This is a genomic window from Variovorax palleresanus (assembly GCF_051144945.1).
GTDB lineage: Bacteria > Pseudomonadota > Gammaproteobacteria > Burkholderiales > Burkholderiaceae_C > Variovorax > Variovorax paradoxus_S.
On sequence record NZ_JBJNVP010000002.1, the window covers coordinates 4001833 to 4024261 of the forward strand.

Genomic DNA, 22429 nt, shown 5'->3' on the forward strand with positions numbered 1-22429 from the left:
GGTCCTGGGATCGCATCGGCGAAGCGCGTGCCGACACGTTGTTGCGAAAGGCCACCCAGTGTCCAGGCGCAAGCGCCCTTCACAAAGGGGCTCGCCAGCAGTTGTCAGTTTCCCCAGAGCGAACAATCGACCCTTTTGCTTGTCGCGCTCTTCTCTCGATCCGCTAGATGCGGGCTGCGTGCAGCTGCAGCACGCGGCCGTCGGCAATGAAAGAGTCGCCCACCAGCACACGAAAGGCCTCACCTTCGGGGAAGTGCGCCTTTGCCGTGTCCGGCGTCAGCAATTCGACGTCGATCGCATGCGGCGTGCCCCGCTCGAGCACTTCGCCCTGCGGCACGAACCATCGCGCGGAGAAGCCCTGGTTGCCCACCACCAGCGCCGAGCGGTATTCCCCGGCGGAAAGCGGCACGTTGTGCGAAAGCAGCGCTGTCGGCCGCAGCGTGAGTTCGATGCGAAGGTGCGGCGTGAACGCGCCAGCCGCATCGAAGCTCACGGGCTCGGCCGGCGGCGTGCGCCGCGGCAGCTTGCCGATGAGCCAGCCGATTACGTTGCCGATGATGGGCACCCAAAGCACCATCAGAAGCGTGCCGATGTCGCGCGTGGTCGACCCGCGCTCGGCGTAGTGCCGCACGAGCGCTCCTCCTATCGCCACGCACAGAAGGATGATGACGATGAGTTTGCGGCGAGACTGGATGGTGCTCATGAACGAGCGCTTACCGATGGATTCACTCGCATCAGCCCGTGTTGCGCAAGCCCGCCGCGACCCCGTTGATGGAGATGTGGATGCCGCGCTGCAGCCGCTCACCGCCTTCGCCCGCCCGATAGCGCCGCATCAGTTCGACCTGCAGGTGATGCAGCGGGTCGATGTACGGAAAGCGGTGGCGCACCGAGCGCTGCATCTCGGCATTGCCTTCGAGCCGCTGCTTGGCGCCGGTGATGAGGGTGAGCGCGTCGGAGGTGCGGTGCCATTCGGTGTCGATCATCGAGAACACCTTCTGGCGCAGCTTGCGGTCGGTCACGAGTTCGGCGTAGCGCGAGGCCAGTGCGAGGTCGCTCTTGGCAAGCACCATGTCCATGTTGGAGAGCAGGGTGCGAAAGAACGGCCACTGCGCATACATGCGGCGCAGCAGCGCGACGCGTTCCTTGCGCGCGGCCGGCGTTTCGGCCGACGCCAGGAACTGCTCCACGCCCGAGCCGAAGCCGAACCAGCCGGGAATGGTGAGCCGGCATTGGCCCCAGCTGAAGCTCCACGGCACGGCGCGCAGGTCGTCGATCTTGTGGCTCGGGTTGCGCGAGGCAGGACGCGAGCCGATGTTGAGTTCGGCAATCTCGCGGATCGGCGTGGAGCCGAAGAAGTAGTCGCCGAAGCCCGGGGTTTCATAGACCAGCTTGCGGTAGGCCGCCATGCTCGCGGTCGAAAGCTCCCCGGCTGCCGAAAGGAATGTGGCGGGCGCCGACTTGGCCTGGGGCAGCAGCGTGGCTTCGAGCGTGGCGGCCACCAGCGTCTCGAGGTTGCGCCGGCCGATCTCGCGATTCGCGTACTTCGAGCCGATGACTTCGCCCTGCTCGGTGAGGCGGATCTGTCCGCGCACCGTGCCCGGGGGCTGCGCGAGGATCGCCTGGTAGCTCGGGCCGCCGCCGCGTCCCACCGTGCCGCCGCGGCCGTGGAACATGCGCAGACGGATCGGGTTGGTTTTCTTCTTCTTGTTGAGCTCGTCGAACAGCGCCACCAGCGCGATGCCGGCACGGTAGAGCTCCCAGTTGCTGGTGAAGATGCCGCCGTCCTTGTTGCTGTCGCTGTAGCCGAGCATCACGTCCTGCTCGGCGCCCGAGCGCTCGATCAGCGCCTGGATGTTCGGCAGTGCATAGAAGGCGCGCACGATGGGCGCGGCGTTGCGCAGGTCTTCGATGGTTTCGAACAGCGGCACCACGATCAGGTCGCAGGTGGCGTTGCCGTTCATCGCGCCGCGCAACAGGCCCACTTCCTTTTGCAGCAGCAGCGCTTCGAGCAGGTCGCTCACCGTTTCGGTGTGGCTGATGATGTAGTGGCGGATGGCCGCCACGCCGTATCGCGCACGCGATGTGCGCGCGGCCGCGAAGATCGCGAGTTCGCTCTTCGCGAGCGGCGAGTATTCGGCATCGGGCACGCGCAGCGGACGGGCATCGTCGAGCAGCTTGAGCAGCAGCGTCTGCTTGGCCTCTTCGGCCAGCGAGGCGTAGGCGGGCTCGATGCGCGCGGTGGACAGCAGCTCGGCGATCACGGCCTCGTGCTTGTCCGAACTCTGGCGCAGGTCGACCGTGGCCAGGTGGAAGCCGAACACCTCCACCGCGCGGATCAGCGGCCGCAGGCGCGGTGCGGCCAGCACGCTGCCGTGCTTCTCGGCGAGCGACTGTTCCACGGTGTGAAGATCGGCCAGAAAATCCTCGGCCCGGGTGTAGGGGTTTTGCGGCGGCACGGCATGGCGCGCGGCCTCCCCGCCAGTCAGGTCGCGCAGCGTGGCCGCAAGGCGCGCATACACCCCGGTGAGTGCGCGGCGGTAGGGCTCGTCCTTGCGGTGTTCGCTGGTGTCCGGCGAGCGTTCGGCGAGCGCCTGCATCTCGACCGACACGTCCACCAGCGTGGCGGAAAGCGAGAGTTCGCTACCGAGGTAGTGCACTTCGGTGAGGTAGTGGCGCAAGGCCAGTTCGGCCTGGCGGCGCAGAGCGTATTCGAGCGTTTCGGCCGTGACGTTGGGATTGCCGTCGCGGTCGCCGCCGATCCACTGGCCCATGCGCAGGAAGGTCGCCACCGAAGGCACGGTGCCGCCCTGGCCCAGCGCCTTTTCAAGGTCGGCATAGACGCGCGGAATTTCGCGCAGGAACGTGGCTTCGTAGTAGCTCAGCGCGTTCTCGATCTCGTCGGCCACGGTGAGCTTGGAGAAGCGCAACAGGCGCGTCTGCCAGATCTGCGTGACGCGGATGCGCATCTGCGTTTCGTTCTCGGCAAATTCGAGCGGGGAGAGCGCGTCTTTTCCGCCCGCGTAGGCGTTCTGGCGCAGCTTGATCTCGTCGCGCGTGGTGAGCAGCAGGGCAATGGCGCGCTCGGCATCGAGGATGCTCTTGCGCTGCACTTCGGTCGGGTGTGCGGTCAGCACCGGCGACACGTAGCTGTGGGCCAGCGAAGCCACCACCTCGTCAGGCTTGACGCCCGCCTTGCGGATGCGCGCGAGGGCCGTTTGCAGATCGCCGTCGGCGCTTTCGCCGGCGCGCTCGGCCTCGGTGCGGCGGCGGATCAGGTGCCGGTCTTCCGCCAGGTTGGCCAGGTGGCTGAAATAGGTGAAGGCGCGAATCACGCGCACCGTCTCGGCCGCGCTGAGCCCCTTGAGCAGGTTCTTGAGCGCGCGGTCGGCGGCATGGTCGGCATCGCGGCGGAAGGACACCGACAGCGTGCGAATCTTCTCGACCAGCGCATAGCTCTCCTCACCCTCCTGTTCGCGGATCACGTCGCCGAGGATTCGGCCCAGAAGCCGGATGTCGTCGATCAGCGGCTGGTCTTCGGCTTGGCGGCGCTTGGGCGCGGCAGGGGTCGTGCTGGCTTTCATTCGATGTTGTTCCTGGGGACTTGAATGGACGCGCCGCCTGCGTTGCTGCGGCGCAACATGCTAGCATTCCGGAGGTCTGAAACTTGTACTTTTTGGGGACGGTCTTGAGCAATATCGTGATCGCCACGCGCGAAAGCCGGCTGGCCTTGTGGCAGGCCGAGCACGTGCAGGCGCTGTTGCAAGAAAAAGGCCACTCGGTGAGCCTGCTGGGCATGACCACGCGTGGCGACCAGATCCTCGACAAGTCGCTCAGCAAGGTGGGCGGCAAGGGCCTCTTCGTGAAGGAGCTCGAGCTCGCGCTCGAGGAAGGCCGCGCCGACATCGCGGTGCATTCGCTCAAGGACGTGCCGATGGATCTGCCCGAAGGCTTTGTGCTGGCCTGCGTGCTGGAGCGCGAAGATCCGCGCGACGCGCTGGTGTCGCCGCGCTATGCCTCGCTCGACGAACTGCCCCAGGGCGCGGTCGTCGGCACCTCCAGCCTGCGGCGCGTGGTGCTGTTGCGTGCCCTGCGGCCCGACCTGCGCATCGAGCCGCTGCGCGGCAATCTCGACACCCGCCTGCGCAAGCTCGACGAAGGCCAGTACGACGCCATCGTGCTCGCGGCGGCCGGGCTCAAGCGGCTCGGCCTCGAAGAGCGCATCCGTGTCGCGTTCGAGCCCGACACCATGCTGCCGGCCGCGGGGCAGGGCGCACTCGGCATCGAGATGCGGGCCGACCGCGCCGACCTGATCGCGCTGCTTGCGTCCCTAAATCACAGGGGCGATTGGCTGGCCACCGCCGCCGAGCGCGCGGTCAGCCGGTCGATGGGCGGAAGCTGCTCCATGCCGCTGGCGGCCCATGCGCGCTGGCAGGCCGACGGCGCATTGCGCATCGATGCCGCGTGGGGCGATCCCGAGGGCAACGCGCCGCTGGTGCGGGTTCATGCAGAGGCTGAAGCGGCCGATTTTGCGCAGGCCGGCGTGCTGGGTGAGCAGGCCGCCGCGCTGCTGCGCGCCGCTGGCGCTCATTGAAGCAGGCGACCCAAGAGACATGGCTGCCGCCAAGCCCGTGATCGTGACGCGGCCGGCGCGCGAGGCCGTGCAGTGGGTGGACGAATTTCGCGCCGCGGGGCTCGAGGCGGCCCCGCTGCCGTTGATCGCCATCGAGCCCGCCGTCGACGCCGAGCCGCTGCGGGCCTCCTGGAAGCGCCTGTCGGACTACGCGGCGCTGATGTTCGTGAGCGCCGCGGCCGTCGAGCATTTCTTTCTTCACGCGGAAGGCGCACAAGCAAAAGCCGCGATTGCGGCGGGCCTGCGTTTCTGGGCCACCGGTCCGGGCACCGCGCGCGCGCTGCTGCGTGCGGGCGTGCCCAAAGAGGCCATCGATGCACCTCTGCCCGATGCCGCGCGCTTCGACTCCGAAGCGCTGTGGGAACGGGTGCGAACCCAGGTCTCGGCGGGCGTGCGCGTGCTGATCGTTCGTGGCGGCGACGCGGCCGGCCATCCGAGCGGGCGCGACTGGCTCGCCAACGAAATCGAAGCCGCGCAGGGTTGCCGCGACACCGTGGTCGCCTATCGGCGCCTGCCGCCGTCCTTCGATGACGCGGCGCGCGCGCTGGCGCTCGAGGGCGCCGCGGGCCGTGCGATCTGGCTGTTCAGCAGCTCCGAAGCCATCGCGAACCTGTGCGATGCGATGCCCGGCACCAAGTGGCATGCGGCCGGCGCCGTGGCTACCCATGCCCGCATCGCCGAGGCCGCGCGGGCCGCGGGATTCGGCGTGGTGCGGGTGTGCAAGCCGCTGCGTGAGGCACTGATCGCGTCGATAGAATCCTTCACATGAGTGCCGCGTCCCCGTCCGACGACTTCTCCCCCCATCCGCCACCGCACCGGTGCCTGCACCGCTGGCGGCATCGCAGTCGCCGGAGTCGCTGGCGGCCGCCGCGACCACGCTGTCACGCATCGGGCTCGGCCTCTTGGCCCTGGTGTCGCTCGCGTCGCTGGTGATTGCCATTTCCCTGTGGCAGAAGGTCAGCGGTATGCAGGAGCAGCTGGCGCGCCAGAGCGCAGATGCACAAGCCCAGTCGCTCGAAGCGCGAACGCTCGCACGGCAGGCCATCGAGACCGTGCGCGACACCGCGGCGCGTGCCGCCCTCACCGAAACCCGCGTCGCCGAGGTCGCGCTCCAGCGATCGCAGCTCGAAGAACTGATGCAGAGCCTCTCGCGCTCGCGCGACGAGAACCTGGTGGTCGACATCGAGTCGGCCGTGCGCCTTGCTCTGCAGCAGGCCCAGGTCACGGGCAGCGTGGAGCCACTGCTTGCGGCCCTCAAGGCCGGCGATCAGCGCATTGCGCGCGCGGCGCAACCCCGGCTTGCGCCGCTGCAGCGCGCCATGCAGCGCGATGCCGACCGCTTGCGCAGCAGCGCCAGCCTCGACAGCGGCGAAGCCCTGCAGAAGATCGACGAGCTGACGCGCGGCGTGGACGATCTGCCGCCGCTCAATGCGGTGGCCATGCGCGGGAACGGACTCAACGCCTGGCAGGCCGAACCCATTCCGGCCGACGCGCCATGGTGGGAGCGGGCGCTTCTCACGGTGCGCGCCGAGGCGCGGTCGCTGGTGCGGGTCGGGCGCATCGATCGCCCGGAGGCCGTGCTGCTGGCGCCCGACCAGACTTTTTTCCTGCGTGAGAACCTCAAGCTCAAGCTGCTCAATGCGCGCCTCTCGCTGCTGTCGCGGCAGGTGGATGTCGCACGCAGCGAGCTCGCCACGGTTTCGGCAACGCTGAACCGTTATTTCGATCCGGCGTCGCGGCGCACACAGGCCGCCGCAACACTGCTGCAGCAACTCCAGGCCCAGGTGAAGACCTCCGAAGCTCCGCGCATCGACGACACGCTGGCCGCGCTGGCAACCGCGGCCGCGGGGCGCTGATATGAGCCCCCACGTTCCTCACTTCGTGTATTCGCTGCCCCCCGAGGGGGCGCAGGCCTGCCTTGGGGCGGCCCGGCGGGAGGACTGACATGAGGGCAGCACTCTGGCTCCTGGCGCTGTTCGCCATTGCGGCGGCGGTGGCCCTGTTCGCCGGCAACAACCAGGGCACGATCACGGTGTTCTGGCCGCCATGGCGGGTCGATCTTTCGCTCAACCTGGTGCTGGTGATCCTGCTCGGCGCTTTTGTCCTGCTGCACCTTGCGCTGCGCGGCCTGGCGGCGCTGTTCTCGCTGCCGACCCAGGCCCGCCAATGGCGGCTGCAGCAGAAGGAACGCATGCTGCATTCGGCCTTGCTCGATTCGATGGTGCAACTGCTGTCGGGGCGCTTCTCGCGCGCGCGCAAGGCCGCGCAAGCGGCGCTGGTCCAGGAAAGGACGCTGGCGGCCCTCGATGCCAGCCTGCCGCAGGCTCATCAGGTTCGCGTGCTGTCGCACCTGCTGGCCGCCGAGAGCGCACAGGCGCTGCAGGACCGGCCGGCGCGCGATGCCCACCTGCAGCAAGCCCTCAACGAAAGCGCCGATCGCACCATGCTGGCCACGCCGGAAACGCGTGAAGGCGTGCAGTTGCGCGCCGCGCGCTGGGCGCTCGAAGACCGCGATCCTGCGGCGGCGCTGGCCCGGCTCGAAGAGCTTCCCCAAGGCGTGCAACGGCGAACCCTCGCGCTCCGCATTCGCCTGAAGGCAGCGCGCCAGGATCGGCGCACGCTCGAAGCGCTGGAAACCGCGCGCCTGCTCGCCAAGCACCGCGCGTTCTCGGACGCTGCGGCGCAGAGCATCGTGCGCGGCCTCGCGACCGAGCTGTTGTCCGGCGCGCACGACCCGGCGCAACTGCTTCGTGCCTGGACCGAACTCGACATGGCCGAGCGTCAAATGCCCGAGGTGGCGATTCATGCCGCCCATCGCATGGTGGCCTTGCGCGGCGACCTGGCACTGGCGCGCGAATGGCTGCTGCCCGCCTGGGAGCGCATGGTGTCGCAGCCTCGCGCGCTGGGCGACGCCCTGCGCGTCAAGCTGGCGCGGGCGCTCGAAGCGGGGCTCGATTCAGTGGACGCGGAGTGGCTCGCCCGCATCGAATCGGCCCAGCGAAACAATCCGCGCGACCCCAACCTGCAGTACCTCGCGGGCATGGCGTGCATGAAGCGACAGCTCTGGGGCAAGGCCCAGCAGTTGCTCACCCAGGCCGGCCTGGGCCTGCAGGACACGGACCTCTATCGCCGTGCATGGCTCGCGCTCGCAGAACTGGCCGAAGCGCGCGGGGATGCAGAGCACGCGGCCGAGGCCTGGAAGCGCGCCGCGCAGACCGAGAAGGTCTGAAGGGGCTGGCAGCCCCTGACGCTGCCCGCGGTGCACCAGACAGTGGCCGCTCCTGCGGTTCAGCGGTTTCGTTCCCCATAAAAAAACGGCGCCGAATTGGCGCCGTTTTTTATTGTTCTCGGGCCGTCGGGCCCGGGATGCTTCAGTTCACGCCTTGTGCGTCGGACGGCGCCTTTTCGAAAGGCAGCGTCATCGAACCGAGTTCGCGGCGGGTTTCGACCAGTACCAGCGGACCGGCGTCGAGCACGATGGCGGGCGGGCGTTCGCGCGGCACATGCACCGGCTTTGGCTCGGCCGCGATGGCTGCACGGGCCTGCGCAATGCGCTCGGCGTCGGAGTTCACCCACTGCAGACCCGAAGTCTCGGCGATCTGCGCCAGTTCGCTCAGCGGCAGTTCGAAAGGCTGAACCTTCGGCAAGGCGCGGCCGTTGGCGGCAGGCTTGCTGCTGCTGACGCTGCTCTCGACCACGACGGGAGCGACGGTGGGCGCTGCGGCAACGGCAACGGGAGCGACTGCTGCGGGCGCCGGTGCCGCTGCAGGACGGTCGAAGTAGCTCCGCGGTGCGGGTGTGTAGGCTTCTTCGGGCACTGCGGCGCGGGCTTCGGCGTGTTCCGGCTGCTGTCGCACGGGCGCTTCGTTCGCCTCGGCCGATGCGCCGGCCACATTGGCTTCGCTCTCGTCGCGCGGACCGCGTTCGCGGCGGTCGCGGCCATAACGGTCGCGTGAACGACCGCGGCGCTGCTCTTCGCCTTCGCGGCGCGGCGCTTGCTGCTCGTTGCCACCGATCTCGCCTTCGTTGCCGGGCGCGACGTCAGCCGGCTCGGCGCCGCGCAGACCCGCTTCGTCGGCAGGTGCTGGTGCTTCGCCGTTGGCGAAACGCGGTTGGCCTTCACCGCGGCGCTCGCGGCGGCCGTCGCTGCGTTCACCACGCGGGCCGCGCTCTTCACGGCCGCCGCGCGGGGCGCGTTCGGCTTGCGTGCCGTCCTGGGCGTCGGCGTTGTCGCCACCGAACGCGTCGCGCGGTGCCTCGGCGGCATTGCGCTGGTCGCCGCGGTCACTGCGTTCGCCACGCTCAGCACGTTCACCGCGCTCGCCACGTTCCCGGCGTTCGCCGCGGGCGCGGGGCGCGCGTTCTGCCGGTGCATTGCCTTCGTCGCCAGCCGGCGCGTTGGGCGCCAGTTGCTGTGCTTCGAGATTGCCGTCGAATTCGGCAGCCACTGGCCGGGCCTCGCGGCCTTCGCCTTCGCGGCGTTCGCCACGGCCGCCGCGGCGTTGTTCGCCTTCACGCGGACCACGTGCTTCACGGGGTTCGCGCTGCTCGCGGGGTTCGCGTTGTTCGCGAGGCTCACGCTGCTCGCGCGGTTGGGCGGCTTCGCTGCGCAGTTCGCTGCTGCGGCCTTCGCGTCCTTCACCACGGCGCTCGCCACCACGTCCGCCACGGCGTTCGCCGTCGCGGCCACCGGAGCGGCCAGCGTTTTCGCTGCGGCCTTCGCCACCGCGGCCACCGCGGCGCTGCTCGCCATCGCGGGCGCCGCGCGCTTCACCGTCGCGGCCGGAGCGGCCGCCATCACGGCGCGCGGGCTTCGGTGCCTCGACCGGAATCACGGCCGGTGCGGGAGCCGGTGCCGGCGTGCCGCCGAACCAGCTCTTGAGGCGCGCGAAGAAGCCCATTTCGGCCGGAGCCGGTGCACTTGCCACGGGCGGTGCGACCGGTGCCGGGGCCACGGCGGGTGCGCGCACGGCTTCGGGCTTGGGCGGCACCACGGGCGCCGGTGCGTCGGGCAGTACGCCCTTGATGACCGGCGTCTGCTTGTTGGTGGGTTCCTGCGAACGGCGTGTCACGGCCGTCGGGTCTTCGATCTCGTCGGCCATCCTGTAGCTGGCTTCGATGTGGTCGAGGCGCGGATCGTCGTGCTTCAGGCGTTCGAGCTTGTAGTTCGGCGTTTCGAGCGTCTTGTTGGGCACCATCAGCACGGTGACGCGCTGCTTGAGCTCGATCTTGGCGATTTCGGGGCGCTTTTCGTTCAGCAGGAATGACGCCACTTCGACCGGCACCTGGACGTGCACGGCGGCCGTGTTGTCCTTCAGGCACTCTTCCTGAATGATGCGCAGGATCTGCAGCGCGCTCGATTCGGTGTCGCGGATGTGGCCCGAGCCGCCGCAGCGGGGGCAGGGGATCGACGAGCCTTCCGAGAGCGCCGGCTTCAGGCGCTGGCGGCTCATTTCCATCAGGCCGAACTTGCTGATCGAGCCGAACTGCACGCGGGCGCGGTCCTGGCGCAGCGCGTCGCGCAGGCGGCTTTCGACTTCGCGGCGGTTCTTCGACTCGTCCATGTCGATGAAGTCGATGACGATCAGGCCGCCCAGGTCGCGCAGGCGCATCTGGCGGGCCACTTCGTCGGCGGCTTCGAGGTTGGTGCGGGTGGCGGTTTCTTCGATGTCGCCGCCCTTGATGGCGCGGGCCGAGTTCACGTCGACCGACACGAGCGCTTCGGTGTGGTCGATCACGATGGCGCCGCCCGAGGGCAGCTGCACGGTGCGCGCATAGGCCGACTCGATCTGGTGCTCGATCTGGAAGCGGCTGAACAGCGCGGCGTCGTCGCGGTAGCGCTTCACGCGGGCGGCATGCTCGGGCATGACGTGCGCCATGAACTGCTGCGCCTGGTCGTAGATGTCGTCGGTGTCGATCAGGATGTCGCCGATGTCGTGATTGAAATAGTCACGAATGGCGCGAATGACGAGCGACGATTCCTGATAGATCAGGAAGGCGCCCTTGCCGCCCTTGGCCGCGCCGTCGATGGCGCTCCAGAGCTTGAGCAGGTAGTTCAGGTCCCACTGGAGTTCGGGCGCCGAGCGGCCGATGCCGGCGGTGCGCGCGATGATGCTCATGCCCTTCGGGTACTCGAGCTGGTCCATCGCCTCCTTGAGTTCGGCGCGGTCGTCGCCCTCGATGCGCCGGCTCACGCCGCCGCCGCGCGGGTTGTTGGGCATCAGCACGACGTAGCGGCCGGCCAGCGAGATGAAGGTGGTGAGGGCCGCGCCCTTGTTGCCGCGTTCTTCCTTTTCGACCTGGACGACCAGTTCCTGGCCTTCGCGGATGACGTCCTGGATGCGTGCCTGGTTGGCGGAAACGCCTTCGGCAAAGTATTGCTTGGAGATTTCCTTGAACGGCAGGAAGCCGTGGCGGTCTTCACCGTAGTCGACGAAACAGGCTTCGAGCGAGGGCTCGACGCGCGTCACGACGGCTTTGTAGATGTTGCCCTTGCGCTGTTCGCGCCCTTCGATCTCGATTTCGTAGTCGAGGAGCTTTTGCCCGTCGACGATGGCCAGGCGGCGTTCTTCGGCCTGCGTGGCGTTGATCAGCATCCGCTTCATGATGCGTTGTCCTTATATGTATCGTTCTTGCGGCCCATGACGGGCCAACGATGCACGGACGACGCCCGCGAAACGAGGGGAATTGCCGCTTGGCCCCGGTTGCTGTCACTGCCGCGGCAAGCGCGAACAGGCCTCTTGAGCGTCAGCTCAAGAAGACAGCCGGGGTGGGGGCGCGTGGATGGGCGCGAGCCAGATTCGGTGTTGAGCAGCTATCTTATTGATAGCTGGTTGCGCAATGGTGGCGCGCGGTGCGGATGACTCGATGCCTGAGGCCGCTGGCAGAAGCCAGGTGGGCCAGCGCAGGCACATTTGAATCAGCAGCATCAACACAAGGGACTCGCTTCGATCCGCCTGCAGCTTGGAAGCTGCAGGCTGGGTATTCCGTATCGGTGTTTCGTGGGTGTCGGCTTAACTTGGGTGCAGGGTCTGCCACTTTGCGCCATTGCGCGGGGTTTGCAGTCTCGGCGCCAAAGCGGCATCGACCTCGCAGCGTTGTCCTGGGCGTTTGACTGCAGTGATCTAAACTTCTGTCTAATCAAGCACTTACACGACCGCGCTGGTGAAAAACATTATAGGTGCGAAGCAAAGCCCTGCGGCCGCTCCAAATCCCGCAGATCAAAAAGCCGCGGCCGATGCCGGGGCGCCGCACGCGTCCATCAAATTCATTACTGTGGACGCGGAATCCGCTGGGCAGCGGCTGGACAACTTCCTGTTCCGCCATCTGAAGGGCGTCCCCAAGACGCATGTCTACCGGATCATCCGGTCGGGCGAGGTGCGCATCAACAAGGGTCGGGCGCAGGCCGATTCCCGCATCGAGACCGGCGACGTGCTGCGGCTGCCGCCGGTGCGGATTTCGCCGCGTGCCGAAGAGGGCGCCACGGCACCCGCGCCCGCGCGCGAATTTCCGGTGCTGCTGGAAGACGACGCGCTGATTGCCATCGACAAGCCCGCCGGCGTGGCGGTGCATGGCGGCAGCGGGGTGAGTTTTGGTGTGATCGAACAGCTGCGCACGGCACGGCCGGGCGCGAAATTCCTGGAGCTGGTGCACCGGCTCGACCGCGAGACCTCGGGCATCCTGCTGGTGGCGAAGAAGCGCAGCGCGCTGGTGGCGCTGCAGGACCAGTTCCGCGAGCGCGAGACGGGCAAGACCTACCTCGCGCTGGTCGAAGGTGCCTGGCCCGCCAACAAGAAGGTGCTCGACGCGCCACTCGCCAAGTACCTGCTGCCGGGCGACGGTGCCGGCGCCGGCGAGCGCCGCGTGCGCGTGGTCGCCAAGGACCATCCCGACGCCATGCGCGCGGTGACGCTGGTGCGCGTGCTGGCGCGGCTCACGCTGCCCGGCGATGCCGCGCCGCTGTCCCTGCTGGCGGTCACCATCAAGACCGGCCGCACACACCAGATCCGCGTGCACCTTGCATCGGCCGGCCATGCGATTGCGGGCGATGACAAGTACGGCGACTTCGAACGCCAGCGCGTGCTCCATAAACTCGGCCTCCGGCGCATGTTCCTGCATGCCTGGCGGTTGCAGTTCAACCACCCCGCGACCGGCGAGCGTGTGGCGCTGCAGGCCGGCCTGCCGCCCGAACTGCACGCGTTGATGCCGTCCCATGCGCTCGAGGCGCTTGCCCAACACCCGACTCCCACGGCCAATGACTGAATCTTCCAGACCCCTGCGTTTCGACCTGATCGCCTTCGATTGGGACGGCACCCTTTACGACTCCACGCGGCTCATCGTGCGCTGCATCCAGGCGGCCGTGATTGACGTCGGCGGCGCCAAGCCAAGCGAGAACGATGCCGCATGGGTCATCGGCCTGGGCCTGGCGGAGGCCCTGGCGCGCGCGGCGCCCGACGTGCCGAAGGAAAAATACGCCGAGCTCGGCGCACGCTACCGCTATCACTATCTGCAGCACCAGGACGACCTCGTGCTGTTCGACGGCGTGCTGCAGATGATCGACGCCTTGCGCGCGCGCGGGCACAAGCTCGCGGTGGCCACCGGCAAATCGCGCCGCGGCCTGAACGAGGCGCTGAAGTCGATGGCGCTGCGCGACCGCTTCGATGCCTCACGCACGGCCGACGAAACTTTCGGCAAGCCGCATCCGCGCATGCTGCTTGAGCTGATGGAAGAGCTCGACATTCCGGCCGAGCGCACGCTGATGATCGGCGACACCACGCACGACCTGCAGCTGGCGCTCAATGCCGGCTGCGCCAGCGTGGGCGTGAGCTACGGCGCGCACGAGCCCGAGAGCTTCGACGTGCTGAAGCCGTTGTTCGTCGCGCACTCGGTGGCCAGCCTCGAAGCATGGCTTCTGGACAACGCCTGAAAATCTCGCGATGAGCGAAGAAGAGCCCATCCCCCTTTGCAACGCCTCGGACCTGGTCGAAGGCGACCGGGCCGTGCCATTCGATGTGGTCTACGGCGGTGAAACCTGCCGCGCCTTTGCGGTGCGCTTCGAAGGGCAGCCGCATGCCTATCTGAACCGATGCAGCCACGTGGCGATGGAACTCGATTTCCAGCCCGACCGTTTCTTCGACGACAGCGGGCAGTGGCTGCTCTGCGCCACGCATGGCGCGGTCTACAGGCCGGACACCGGCGAGTGCGCCGGCGGCCCGTGCCGCGGCGGCCTCGTGAAGATCGCCCTCAGCGAACGTGACGGCGTGGTGCACTGGCATACTGCCTGGAACCTCCACCCCCTGACTTTTTGACAATGACCGACCCGAACCGCACGGAACCCGAAGGTTTTGATCCTTTTGAGCCGGCCACTCCCATTGCGTCCTCGCAGGGCGCGCCAAGAAACATGGCCAAAGACCCGACGCAGCGCCCAGGGTGGGAGCGCGCAACGCTCGAGAAACTTGCCTTCGCCTCCCTGAACGAGCAGAGGGCCGCGCGCCGCTGGAAGACCTTCACGCGTCTTTCGTGGCTCGCCTTCTTCATCTTCCTGGTCTGGCTCGCGATGTCGCGCAACGCGCCGAGCGCGGCCAAGACCACGGCCCACACCGCGGTCGTCGAAATCAAGGGCGAGATCGCCAACGGCGGCGACGCGAGCGCGGAATTCGTCATAGCCGCAATGAAGACCGCTTTCGAGGACGAGGGCGCCAAGGGCATCGTGCTGCTGATCAACTCGCCCGGCGGCAGCCCCGTGCAGGCCGGCATCATCAGCGACGAGATCAAGCGCCTGAAGGCCAAGCACAAGAAGCCGGTGTACGCGGTGGTCGAAGAAACCTGCGCCTCGGCCGCCTATTACATTGCCGCGGCGACCGACAAGATCTTCGTCGACAAGGCCAGCATCGTCGGCAGCATCGGCGTGCTGATGGATGGCTTCGGCTTCACCGGCGTCATGGACAAGGTCGGCGTGGAGCGCCGCTTGCTCACGGCCGGCGAGAACAAGGGCTTCCTCGACCCGTTCAGCCCGATGAGCGACGCGCAGCGCGCTCATGCACAGACCATGCTGAACCAGATCCACACGCAGTTCATCAACGTGGTGAAGGCCGGGCGCGGCGACCGGCTCAAGCTCGACACCCCGGGGCTTTTCAGCGGCCTGTTCTGGAGCGGCGAACAAGCCGTCGCGTTCGGCCTGGCCGACCAGCTCGGCAACGTGGACTACGTGGCACGCGAAGTGATCAAGGCCGAAGAGGTCACCGACTACACGCGGCGCGACAACGTGGCAGAAAAGCTTGCCAAGAAATTCGGCGCCGCGATGGGCGATGCCACCGTGCGTTCGCTGCAGTTCGCCACGCCGGCGCTGCGCTGAGGCCGGCGGCCGGCTCAGCTTGGGTTGCCGCTGTCCGTGAAACGGGCGGAGGCGGCCAGCGCCACCGCGAAAACCACGACCACATAGAGCGCGGCTGTCAGCGAACTGGCCCGCGCCAGCAGGCCGATCACGGCCGGTCCGGCCATGAAGCCCAGGTAGGCGATGGCCGAGACGGCCGCGATGCCCGTTGCGGCTTCGACGCCGGGCACGCGGGCCGATGCGCCGAACAGGATCGGCACCACGTTCGCGAAGCCCACGCCCACACCCGCGAAGCCGATCAGCGCGAGCCAGGGCAGGTCGGTCAGCAGAACCAGGGTCATGGCCGCCGCCGCGAGCAGGCCGCTGCCGAGCAGCAGTGCAGCCGGCGAGAAGCGCGCACGCATCGCATCGCCAGCGAAACGCGCGGCGGCCATGGCGGCCGAGAAGCTCGCGTAGGCCAGTGCGGCCTGCTTCTGCGGGCTGCCGAGTTCCTGCTGCATGTAGAGCACGCTCCAGTCGTAGATCGCGCCTTCGGCAATCAGGCCCAGCGCGGCAAGCAAGCCCAGCACTGCGAGTACGCCGCGAGGCAGCCGGAATGCGTGGTCGGCCGGGGATGCGTCGCTTGCGGCAGGTGGCTTGGGGAGCATGTGCCACGAAGACACGGCCACCACCAGCACCATGGCCGCCGCCACCCACAGCAGATGGGCCTGGGCCCCGAGCCCGGCCGCCAGTGCCGCGCTGCCACTCGCGGCGCCGGCCATGCCGCCCAGGCTGAACATGCCGTGCATGCCGCTCATCAGCGGTTTGCCGCCATGCAGCTCGAGTTGCGCCGCTTCGGCGTTGATGGCCACGTCGAACACGCTGGTGACAAGACCGAAGACTGCCAGCAGCGCCAAAAGGAAGAGGTAGCCCGGCATGGCAATCAACCCGGCCAGCAGCAGCGCGTAGACGCAGCCGCAGAGGGCGGCCATGCGCCGCGGGCCGTGGCGGCCGATCCAGCGCCCCGCGCTGGTCAGGCCGAACATCGCCCCGGCGCCGGCCGCGAGCATGGCCAGCCCCAGCTCGGCTTCGTCGATCCCGTAGTGCGACTTGACCGTTGGAACGTGCACGCCCCAGGTCGCGAAGATGAAGCCGGAAGAAAAGAACTGCGCGCGCGTGGCCCAGCGGGCGCCGGCAGTCACCACCATCGTCAGCGCCCGATCGCGAATACCGCGGGCAGGCGTTCGTCCGTCGGGCTTTGCGCCTTGGAGCGCCAGGCCTTCACGGTTTCGCTGCGCACCTGGGCTGTTGCAAGCGTCAGCCCGCGCGCCACGGCCAGCCGGGTGTTGTGCTGCAGCGTTTGCACCAGCGCTTGAAGCAGCGCGGCATTGCGGTAGGGGGTTTCGATGAACAGCTGCGTCTGGCCGGTCTTGAGGGCCAGCGCCTCGAGCTCCCTGATTCGAACCTGGCGCTCGCTCGAATCCTGCGGCAGGTAGCCGACGAAGGCAAAGTTCTGTCCGTTGAGGCCGCTGGCCGCCAACGCGAGCAGCAGCGATACGGGCCCGGTGAGCGGGACCACGGCAATGCCAAGCTCGTGGGCGGCGCGCGCCACCGAGGAGCCGGGGTCGGCCACCGCCGGCATGCCGGCTTCGCTGAGCAGGCCGATGTCGTGGCCTTCGAGTGCGGCGGCCAGCAATGGCTTGGCATCGAACTGGCCGGCGTGGTCGCCTTTTTTGTGCACTTCTCGCGGCAGTTCGCGAATGTCTTGTGCCTGCAGGGGCGCTGCGAGCGGAACGACGGCGTCGATGCGCTTCAGGTAGGCGCGTGCCGACTTGGCGTTCTCGCAGATCCAGTGGGTGATGCCGGCGGCCGCTTGCAGCGTGCCCAAGGGCAGGGCGTCCTGCAGGGGCGCCTGTGTATCGCAGCCGAAGTCCAGCGGCGCGGGCACCAGGTAGAGTTTGCCCCGGGTCACAGCAGATCGACCCCGGCGGAACGCAGCATCCGGCAGGTGCGGATTAACGGCAGGCCGACCAGGGCGGTCGGGTCGTCGCTGTCGATCGCGCTCAGCAAGGCGATCCCGAGGCCTTCGCTCTTGGCGCTGCCCGCGCAGTCGTAAGGTTGCTCGGCCTGCAGGTAGTGCTCGATGGCCGCATCGCTGAGTTCGCGGAACACCACCCGAACCGGCGCCAGGTCGCGCTGGACGAAGCCCGTGGCCTGGCAGACGACGGCCACGGCGGTCTGGAACACCAGTGTCTGGCCGCGCATCCGGCGCAGCTGGGCCGTGGCGCGTGCGTGGTCGCCCGGCTTGCCGAGCGCCTCGCCGGCGAGGTCGGCCACCTGATCCGAGCCGATTACCACCGCCTCGGGGAATCGCGCGGCGACGGCCTGGGCCTTTTCCAGCGCCAGGCGCTCGGCCAGTTCGCGCGGGGTCTCTCCGCTCTGGGCGGTTTCGTCGACTTCGGGGGGCTGCACGTCGAAGGGTAGGTGGAGGCGAGCCAGCAGTTCGCGGCGGTAGCGCGAGGTCGAGGCAAGGATCAGGGGGCGTTGCATGGCGACGATTGTGCGTGAGCTGCCAAAAAGCCTTTGGCGGCGCTCCGCCAATTCCCGCGGCCGGCGCGCTAGACTGGAGCGGATGAAGAGAGAATTTGTTCCCGAACGGCTCGACGTGGCCGCCTTTGCCGCCGAAGCCGCGGCGCTTTCAGCCGACGATCCCGTTCCCAACTATCCCCGCCTGGCGCAGGAACTGGCCTCGCCGGCGCTCGATGCCGTGGTCCACTGGGAAGCCGTGGGCGAGCAGCGCACCGGCGCCTTGGGCAAGGCCGAGCCCTGGCTGCACCTGATGGCCGAAACCACGGTGCCGCTGGTTTGCCAGCGGTGCCTGGCACCGGTGGATACGCTTGTTGCATCGGACCGCTGGTTCCGCTTCGTGGCCGACGAGGCCACGGCCGACGCCGAGGACGACGAATCGGAAGAAGACCTGCTTGTCGTGAGTCGCGATTTCGACCTTCACGCCTTGATCGAGGACGAGCTCCTGATGGAAATTCCCGTCATGCCAGTGCACGAGGTCTGCCCCACGCCGATCCAGCTGTCGTCCAGCGACGAAGACTTCCAGGCGGCGGAAGAGGCCAAGCCCAACCCCTTTGCGGTGCTCGGCGCGTTGCGTTCGCGCAAGCCGGAAGAGGGCAAGTAGCCCTTTTCCTCAGGCTAGGCTATAATCATGGGCTTCGCGCGCGCCGCCGTGAGCAGCAAGACAGACCAAGGCATTCCATACATGCCCCTGTATTGCCACCGCCAGAGAGCGCATCCAATCACTCACCTAACAGTCCAGGAGCCATCATGGCCGTCCAGCAAAACAAGAAGTCGCCTTCCAAGCGCGGCATGCACCGTTCCCACAATGCGCTGGTCGTGCCCGGCATCGCCGTGGAACCGACCACCGGCGAAACGCACCTGCGCCACCACATCAGCCCCAACGGTTTCTACCGTGGCCGCCAGGTGCTCAAGAACAAGTCCGAAGCCTGATCTCGCATCCCAAGGCCAAGGCCCGAAGCTACTTTTGCCGTAGCGTCGGGCCTTTGTTTTGATGGCTACGCCTTCTTCCCCCGAATTCACCGCTGCGCCTTCCGCAATCACGCTCGCCGTCGATTGCATGGGAGGTGACCATGGGCCGCGCGTCACGCTCGCGGCCTGCCGCGCGTTTCTCGAACGGCACAGCGAAGCTTCGCTGCTGCTGGTCGGCGCGCCTGCCGCCTTGGCCGGGTTTGCCGCGCATCCGCGTGCCCGCATCGTTGCCGCCAGCGAAGTGGTGGGCATGGACGATCCGGTCGAAATCGCCTTGCGCAAGAAGAAAGACTCTTCGATGCGCGTCGCGATCCAGCAGGTCAAGGATGGTGCCGCTCAAGCAGCCATCTCGGCCGGCAATACCGGCGCCCTGATGGCCATTGCGCGCTATCTCCTGAAGACGCTCGACGGCATCGACCGTCCCGCGATTGCGCCTCAGCTCCCGAACGCCAAGGGCGGCGCCACCACGGTGCTGGACCTGGGCGCCAACGTCGATTGCGATGCCGAAGACCTGCTTCAGTTTGCCGTGCTCGGCTCGGCCCTGGTCTCCGCGCTCACCGGCAACGAAGCCCCGTCGGTCGGGCTGCTCAATATTGGCGAGGAAGCCATCAAGGGCAGCGAAACGATCAAAAAAGCGAGTCAACTGCTGCGTACGGCTGCCAACTCGAAGGATCTGAACTTCTACGGCAACGTGGAAGGCAACGATATCTTCAAGGGTACGACCGACATCGTGGTCTGTGACGGCTTCGTGGGCAACGTCGCCCTGAAGGCCAGCGAAGGCGTGGCCTCGATGATCGGCGAATTCATCCGTGTCGAGTTTTCGCGGAACATCTTGACCAAAGCGGCGGCAATTGTTGCTTACCCGGTGCTAAAAGCGTTTAAAAACCGCTTGGACCATCGCCGGTACAACGGCGCTGCCCTGTTGGGCCTGCGCGGGCTGGTTTTCAAGAGCCATGGCTCGGCTGACGAAGTGGCTTTCGGCCATGCGCTGGATCGCGCTTATGATGCCGCTCGCAACAACCTGCTCGACCGCGTCCGGGCCCGTATTGCTCACGCCGCGCCATTGCTCGCGCGGCAGGAGCCCGCGGTGCCCGCCGACGCGGCGGCCCTTCACGTTTGATGAGCCCTTTTTCACGCATCACCGGCACAGGCAGTTACCTGCCTCCGCGCCGGGTGACCAACGACGACCTTGCCAAGGAATTGGCATCGCGCGGCATCGAGACCTCGAACCAGTGGATCGTCGAGCGTACCGGCATCCACGCGCGGCACTTCGCGGCGCCTGAAGTCACGAGCAGCGATCTCGGCTTCGAAGCCGCGCGGCACGCCCTCGAGGCGGCGGGGCGCAAGGCCGAAGAGGTCGACCTGATCATCGTCGCCACGTCGACGCCGGACATGGTGTTTCCGTCGTCGGCCGCCATTCTGCAGAACAAGCTCGGCATTGCCGGCTGCCCGGCATTCGATGTGCAGGCGGTCTGCAGCGGCTTTGTCTATGCGCTGACCGTGGCCGACGCGATGATTCGCACCGGCAGCGCGCGCTGCGCGCTGGTGATCGGCGCCGAAGTGTTCTCGCGCATCCTCGATTTCAACGATCGCACCACCTGCGTGCTGTTCGGCGACGGCGCCGGCGCCGTGGTGCTCGAGGCCAGCGACGAGCCCGGCATCCTCGCGAGCGACCTGCATGCGGATGGCAAGCACGTCGGCATTCTTTGCGTACCGGGCCACGTCTCGGGCGGCAACGTGCTGGGCACGCCGCTGCTGCACATGGACGGCCAGGCCGTGTTCAAGCTGGCGGTGCGCGTGCTCGAAGACGCGGCCCGCGCCACGCTTGCAAAGGCAGGCAAGACCGAAGCCGACATCGACTGGCTGATTCCGCACCAGGCCAACATCCGCATCATGGAAGGCACGGCCAAGAAGCTGAAGCTTCCGCGCGAGAAACTCATCGTGACGGTGAACGAGCATGGCAACACCTCGGCCGCCTCGATTCCGCTGGCTCTCGACGAGGCTGTGCGGTCCGGCAAGGTGAAGAAGGGCGAAACCGTCATGCTCGAAGGCGTGGGCGGCGGGTTCACCTGGGGCGCGGTGCTATTGAACCTGTAGCCATTGCAACGCCCTCGCAGGGCGCGGCAGTGCGACATGACGCTTGAAACAATGAAATCCTTTGCTTTTGTCTTTCCGGGCCAGGGCTCGCAGGCGGTCGGCATGCTCGACGCCTGGGGCGACCACCCGGCCGTGGCCGAAACCCTGCGTGAAGCCTCCGAGGCGCTGGGCGAAGACGTCGCGGCGCTGATCAAGAACGGCCCCAAGGAAGAACTGGCGCTCACCACCAACACCCAGCCGGTGATGCTGGTGGCCGGCGTTGCCGCCTGGCGCGCATGGCTGGCCGAAGGTGGCGCGGCCCCTTCCGTCGTCGCGGGACATTCGCTCGGCGAGTACTCCGCGCTGGTGGCGTCTGGTGTGCTCACCTTGGCGCAGGCCGCGCCGCTGGTGCGTTTTCGGGCGCGGGCCATGCAGCAGGCCGTGCCGGTCGGGGTGGGAGCCATGGCGGCCGTCCTCGGCATGGAAGCGGCCAAGGTGGTGGCGAGCTGCGCGGAAGCGACCGCGTCCTTCGGCGCCGGAAGCGCAGAGATCGTCGAGGCGGTGAATTTCAATGACCCGATGCAGACCGTGATTGCGGGCAGCAAGGCAGCCGTCGACAAGGCCTGCGAGCTGGTCAAGGCCAACGGTGCCAAGCGCGCACTGCTGCTGCCCGTGTCGGCACCCTTCCATTCGAGCCTGATGAAGCCCGCCGCCGAGGCGCTGCGCGAAAAGCTGACCACGATCACGCTCGCTGCGCCGCAGATTCCGGTGCTGAACAACATCGACGTGGCCGTTGAAACCGATCCCGAACGCATCCGCGACGCCCTGGTGCGCCAGGCGGCCGGGCCGGTTCGCTGGGTTGAAAGCGTGCAAGCCTTGAAACTGCGCGGTGTAGCCGCCATCATCGAGTGCGGGCCGGGCAAAGTGCTGGCCGGCATGGTCAAGCGCATCGCCCCCGAACTCGAAGCCGCGTCGGTGTACGACCCGGCGACTCTCGCGGACACCCGACAACTGCTCGCCGGCTGAACGGCGCAAGGCCTCCGATACTTTTATGAGCATTCCCAAATTCGAAGGGCAAGTCGCCCTGGTCACCGGCGCGTCACGCGGCATCGGCGCAGCGATTGCGCTCGAACTGGCGCACCGCGGCCTCAAGGTGGTCGGCACCGGCACCACCGAAGACAGCGCAGCGAAGATCACCTCGGCCCTGAGCGCCTTCGACGGCCGCGGCCGTGCGCTCAACGTGAACGACGCCGCAGCCGTCGAAGCGCTGATCGACGAAATCGTGCAGGCCTACGGTGCCATCCACGTGCTGGTCAACAATGCCGGCATCACGCGCGACACGCTCGCCATGCGCATGAAGGACGACGACTGGGATGCGGTGCTCGACACCAATCTCAAGGCGGTGTTTCGCCTGTCGCGCGCGGTCATTCGCCCGATGATGAAGCAGCGCTATGGCCGCATCATCAGCATCACGAGCGTGGTCGGCGCCTCCGGCAATGCCGGCCAGGCCAACTACGCAGCCGCCAAGGCCGGCGTCGCGGGCATGACCCGCGCGCTGGCCCGCGAACTCGGCAGCCGCAACATCACGGTCAACTGCGTCGCGCCGGGCTTCATCGAGACCGATATGACCGCCAGCCTGCCGGAAGCCCAGCAACAGGCGCTGCTCCAGCAGATCCCGCTGGGCCACCTGGGCAAGCCGGCAGACATCGCGCATGCCGTGTCGTATCTTGCATCGCCCCAGGCGTCTTACGTGACGGGGCAGGAACTGCACGTCAACGGCGGCATGCACATGTAATTGCCGCAAGGCGCAAACTTTCCCCGTACCGGGTGCACGGCAAATGCCACAATGCGCC

20 protein-coding genes are annotated in these 22429 nt (G+C 67.6%); 14 read left to right on the forward strand and 6 right to left on the reverse strand.

Annotated features, from left to right (window positions below; all coding sequences use genetic code 11):
* Positions 1-163: 163 nt before the first annotated feature.
* Together ACJ7Z0_RS22580 and ppc are read right to left on the reverse strand one after the other, a co-directional pair.
* Positions 164-703 carry a hypothetical protein gene (locus ACJ7Z0_RS22580; RefSeq protein ID WP_434791619.1) on the reverse strand — a complete coding sequence of 180 codons (540 nt, stop codon included), beginning with the start codon at positions 701-703 and terminating at the stop codon, positions 164-166.
* A gap of 31 nt (positions 704-734) precedes the next feature.
* The gene (gene ppc, locus ACJ7Z0_RS22585) at positions 735-3581 is read right to left on the reverse strand and encodes a phosphoenolpyruvate carboxylase (RefSeq protein WP_434791620.1); all 2847 of its coding nucleotides are present in this window, start codon (positions 3579-3581) and stop codon (positions 735-737) included.
* A gap of 83 nt (positions 3582-3664) precedes the next feature.
* Between ppc and hemC the strand changes: the two genes are divergently transcribed.
* From hemC to ACJ7Z0_RS22605, 4 genes are all read left to right on the forward strand, one after another.
* On the forward strand, positions 3665-4591 hold the full coding sequence (gene hemC / locus ACJ7Z0_RS22590) for a hydroxymethylbilane synthase (protein ID WP_434791621.1): 927 nt from the start codon (positions 3665-3667) through the stop codon (positions 4589-4591).
* A 19-nt stretch (positions 4592-4610) separates the two neighbouring features.
* Positions 4611-5399, forward strand: a complete 789-nt coding sequence (locus tag ACJ7Z0_RS22595) for a uroporphyrinogen-III synthase (RefSeq protein WP_434791622.1) — start codon at positions 4611-4613, stop codon at positions 5397-5399.
* A gap of 49 nt (positions 5400-5448) precedes the next feature.
* Entirely contained in the window at positions 5449-6486 is a 1038-nt protein-coding gene (locus ACJ7Z0_RS22600; protein ID WP_434791623.1) for a uroporphyrinogen-III C-methyltransferase, read from the forward strand.
* 89 nt (positions 6487-6575) lie between these two features.
* On the forward strand, positions 6576-7859 hold the full coding sequence (locus tag ACJ7Z0_RS22605; RefSeq protein WP_434791624.1) for a heme biosynthesis protein HemY: 1284 nt from the start codon (positions 6576-6578) through the stop codon (positions 7857-7859).
* 142 nt (positions 7860-8001) lie between these two features.
* Here ACJ7Z0_RS22605 and ACJ7Z0_RS22610 read toward each other — a convergent pair whose 3' ends face one another.
* The gene (locus ACJ7Z0_RS22610) at positions 8002-11235 is read right to left on the reverse strand and encodes an Rne/Rng family ribonuclease (protein ID WP_434791625.1); all 3234 of its coding nucleotides are present in this window, start codon (positions 11233-11235) and stop codon (positions 8002-8004) included.
* A gap of 559 nt (positions 11236-11794) precedes the next feature.
* Between ACJ7Z0_RS22610 and ACJ7Z0_RS22615 the strand changes: the two genes are divergently transcribed.
* From ACJ7Z0_RS22615 to ACJ7Z0_RS22630, 4 genes are read left to right on the forward strand one after another with little or no spacing between them, the layout of a single operon-like run.
* Entirely contained in the window at positions 11795-12892 is a 1098-nt protein-coding gene (locus tag ACJ7Z0_RS22615) for an RluA family pseudouridine synthase (RefSeq protein ID WP_434791626.1), read from the forward strand.
* The gene (locus tag ACJ7Z0_RS22620) at positions 12885-13556 is read left to right on the forward strand and encodes an HAD family hydrolase (protein ID WP_434791627.1); all 672 of its coding nucleotides are present in this window, start codon (positions 12885-12887) and stop codon (positions 13554-13556) included. Before ACJ7Z0_RS22615 ends, ACJ7Z0_RS22620 begins: the two co-directional genes overlap by 8 nt.
* Positions 13557-13566: 10 nt before the next feature.
* Entirely contained in the window at positions 13567-13938 is a 372-nt protein-coding gene (locus ACJ7Z0_RS22625; protein WP_434791628.1) for a Rieske (2Fe-2S) protein, read from the forward strand.
* A 2-nt stretch (positions 13939-13940) separates the two neighbouring features.
* A complete protein-coding gene (locus tag ACJ7Z0_RS22630) occupies positions 13941-14984 on the forward strand; it encodes a S49 family peptidase (RefSeq protein WP_434791629.1) in 1044 nt (347 codons plus the stop codon).
* A 14-nt stretch (positions 14985-14998) separates the two neighbouring features.
* Here ACJ7Z0_RS22630 and ACJ7Z0_RS22635 read toward each other — a convergent pair whose 3' ends face one another.
* From ACJ7Z0_RS22635 to ACJ7Z0_RS22645, 3 genes are read right to left on the reverse strand one after another with little or no spacing between them, the layout of a single operon-like run.
* Positions 14999-16150 carry an MFS transporter gene (locus tag ACJ7Z0_RS22635; protein WP_434791630.1) on the reverse strand — a complete coding sequence of 384 codons (1152 nt, stop codon included), beginning with the start codon at positions 16148-16150 and terminating at the stop codon, positions 14999-15001.
* A gap of 2 nt (positions 16151-16152) precedes the next feature.
* Entirely contained in the window at positions 16153-16914 is a 762-nt protein-coding gene (locus ACJ7Z0_RS22640; RefSeq protein ID WP_434791631.1) for an SAM-dependent methyltransferase, read from the reverse strand.
* Positions 16911-17492 carry a Maf family protein gene (locus ACJ7Z0_RS22645; RefSeq protein ID WP_093018800.1) on the reverse strand — a complete coding sequence of 194 codons (582 nt, stop codon included), beginning with the start codon at positions 17490-17492 and terminating at the stop codon, positions 16911-16913. Before ACJ7Z0_RS22645 ends, ACJ7Z0_RS22640 begins: the two co-directional genes overlap by 4 nt.
* An 82-nt stretch (positions 17493-17574) precedes the next feature.
* Between ACJ7Z0_RS22645 and ACJ7Z0_RS22650 the strand changes: the two genes are divergently transcribed.
* From ACJ7Z0_RS22650 to fabG, 6 genes are all read left to right on the forward strand, one after another.
* Positions 17575-18132 carry a YceD family protein gene (locus ACJ7Z0_RS22650; RefSeq protein ID WP_434791632.1) on the forward strand — a complete coding sequence of 186 codons (558 nt, stop codon included), beginning with the start codon at positions 17575-17577 and terminating at the stop codon, positions 18130-18132.
* Between the two features lie 146 nt (positions 18133-18278).
* Positions 18279-18461, forward strand: coding sequence for a 50S ribosomal protein L32 (gene rpmF, locus ACJ7Z0_RS22655; RefSeq protein WP_007830466.1), 183 nt, complete (start codon positions 18279-18281; stop codon positions 18459-18461).
* A 61-nt stretch (positions 18462-18522) separates the two neighbouring features.
* Positions 18523-19620 carry a phosphate acyltransferase PlsX gene (gene plsX / locus ACJ7Z0_RS22660; protein ID WP_431123731.1) on the forward strand — a complete coding sequence of 366 codons (1098 nt, stop codon included), beginning with the start codon at positions 18523-18525 and terminating at the stop codon, positions 19618-19620.
* Positions 19620-20597: a beta-ketoacyl-ACP synthase III gene (locus ACJ7Z0_RS22665; RefSeq protein WP_431123729.1), complete on the forward strand. Its 978-nt coding sequence runs from the start codon at positions 19620-19622 to the stop codon at positions 20595-20597. Before plsX ends, ACJ7Z0_RS22665 begins: the two co-directional genes overlap by 1 nt.
* Positions 20598-20648: 51 nt before the next feature.
* Entirely contained in the window at positions 20649-21602 is a 954-nt protein-coding gene (fabD, locus tag ACJ7Z0_RS22670) for an ACP S-malonyltransferase (protein WP_434791633.1), read from the forward strand.
* Between the two features lie 25 nt (positions 21603-21627).
* Positions 21628-22371: a 3-oxoacyl-ACP reductase FabG gene (fabG, locus tag ACJ7Z0_RS22675; protein WP_093018790.1), complete on the forward strand. Its 744-nt coding sequence runs from the start codon at positions 21628-21630 to the stop codon at positions 22369-22371.
* Positions 22372-22429 lie beyond the last annotated feature (58 nt).

What these genes read in the sequence shown, in the direction of transcription:
- ACJ7Z0_RS22605 (WP_434791624.1), top strand. Translation starts at nt 6,576, where the DNA reads ATGAGGGCAGCACTCTGGCTCCTGGCGCTGTTCGCCATTGCGGCGGCG.
- ACJ7Z0_RS22620 (WP_434791627.1), top strand. Translation starts at nt 12,885, where the DNA reads ATGACTGAATCTTCCAGACCCCTGCGTTTCGACCTGATCGCCTTCGAT.
- ACJ7Z0_RS22610 (WP_434791625.1), bottom strand. Translation starts at nt 11,235, where the DNA reads ATGAAGCGGATGCTGATCAACGCCACGCAGGCCGAAGAACGCCGCCTG.
- fabD (WP_434791633.1), top strand. Translation starts at nt 20,649, where the DNA reads ATGAAATCCTTTGCTTTTGTCTTTCCGGGCCAGGGCTCGCAGGCGGTC.
- rpmF (WP_007830466.1), top strand. Translation starts at nt 18,279, where the DNA reads ATGGCCGTCCAGCAAAACAAGAAGTCGCCTTCCAAGCGCGGCATGCAC.
- ACJ7Z0_RS22635 (WP_434791630.1), bottom strand. Translation starts at nt 16,150, where the DNA reads ATGGTGGTGACTGCCGGCGCCCGCTGGGCCACGCGCGCGCAGTTCTTT.
- fabG (WP_093018790.1), top strand. Translation starts at nt 21,628, where the DNA reads ATGAGCATTCCCAAATTCGAAGGGCAAGTCGCCCTGGTCACCGGCGCG.
- ACJ7Z0_RS22595 (WP_434791622.1), top strand. Translation starts at nt 4,611, where the DNA reads ATGGCTGCCGCCAAGCCCGTGATCGTGACGCGGCCGGCGCGCGAGGCC.
- ACJ7Z0_RS22650 (WP_434791632.1), top strand. Translation starts at nt 17,575, where the DNA reads ATGAAGAGAGAATTTGTTCCCGAACGGCTCGACGTGGCCGCCTTTGCC.
- ACJ7Z0_RS22665 (WP_431123729.1), top strand. Translation starts at nt 19,620, where the DNA reads ATGAGCCCTTTTTCACGCATCACCGGCACAGGCAGTTACCTGCCTCCG.
- ppc (WP_434791620.1), bottom strand. Translation starts at nt 3,581, where the DNA reads ATGAAAGCCAGCACGACCCCTGCCGCGCCCAAGCGCCGCCAAGCCGAA.
- plsX (WP_431123731.1), top strand. Translation starts at nt 18,523, where the DNA reads ATGGCTACGCCTTCTTCCCCCGAATTCACCGCTGCGCCTTCCGCAATC.
- ACJ7Z0_RS22645 (WP_093018800.1), bottom strand. Translation starts at nt 17,492, where the DNA reads ATGCAACGCCCCCTGATCCTTGCCTCGACCTCGCGCTACCGCCGCGAA.
- ACJ7Z0_RS22625 (WP_434791628.1), top strand. Translation starts at nt 13,567, where the DNA reads ATGAGCGAAGAAGAGCCCATCCCCCTTTGCAACGCCTCGGACCTGGTC.
- ACJ7Z0_RS22630 (WP_434791629.1), top strand. Translation starts at nt 13,941, where the DNA reads ATGACCGACCCGAACCGCACGGAACCCGAAGGTTTTGATCCTTTTGAG.
- ACJ7Z0_RS22580 (WP_434791619.1), bottom strand. Translation starts at nt 703, where the DNA reads ATGAGCACCATCCAGTCTCGCCGCAAACTCATCGTCATCATCCTTCTG.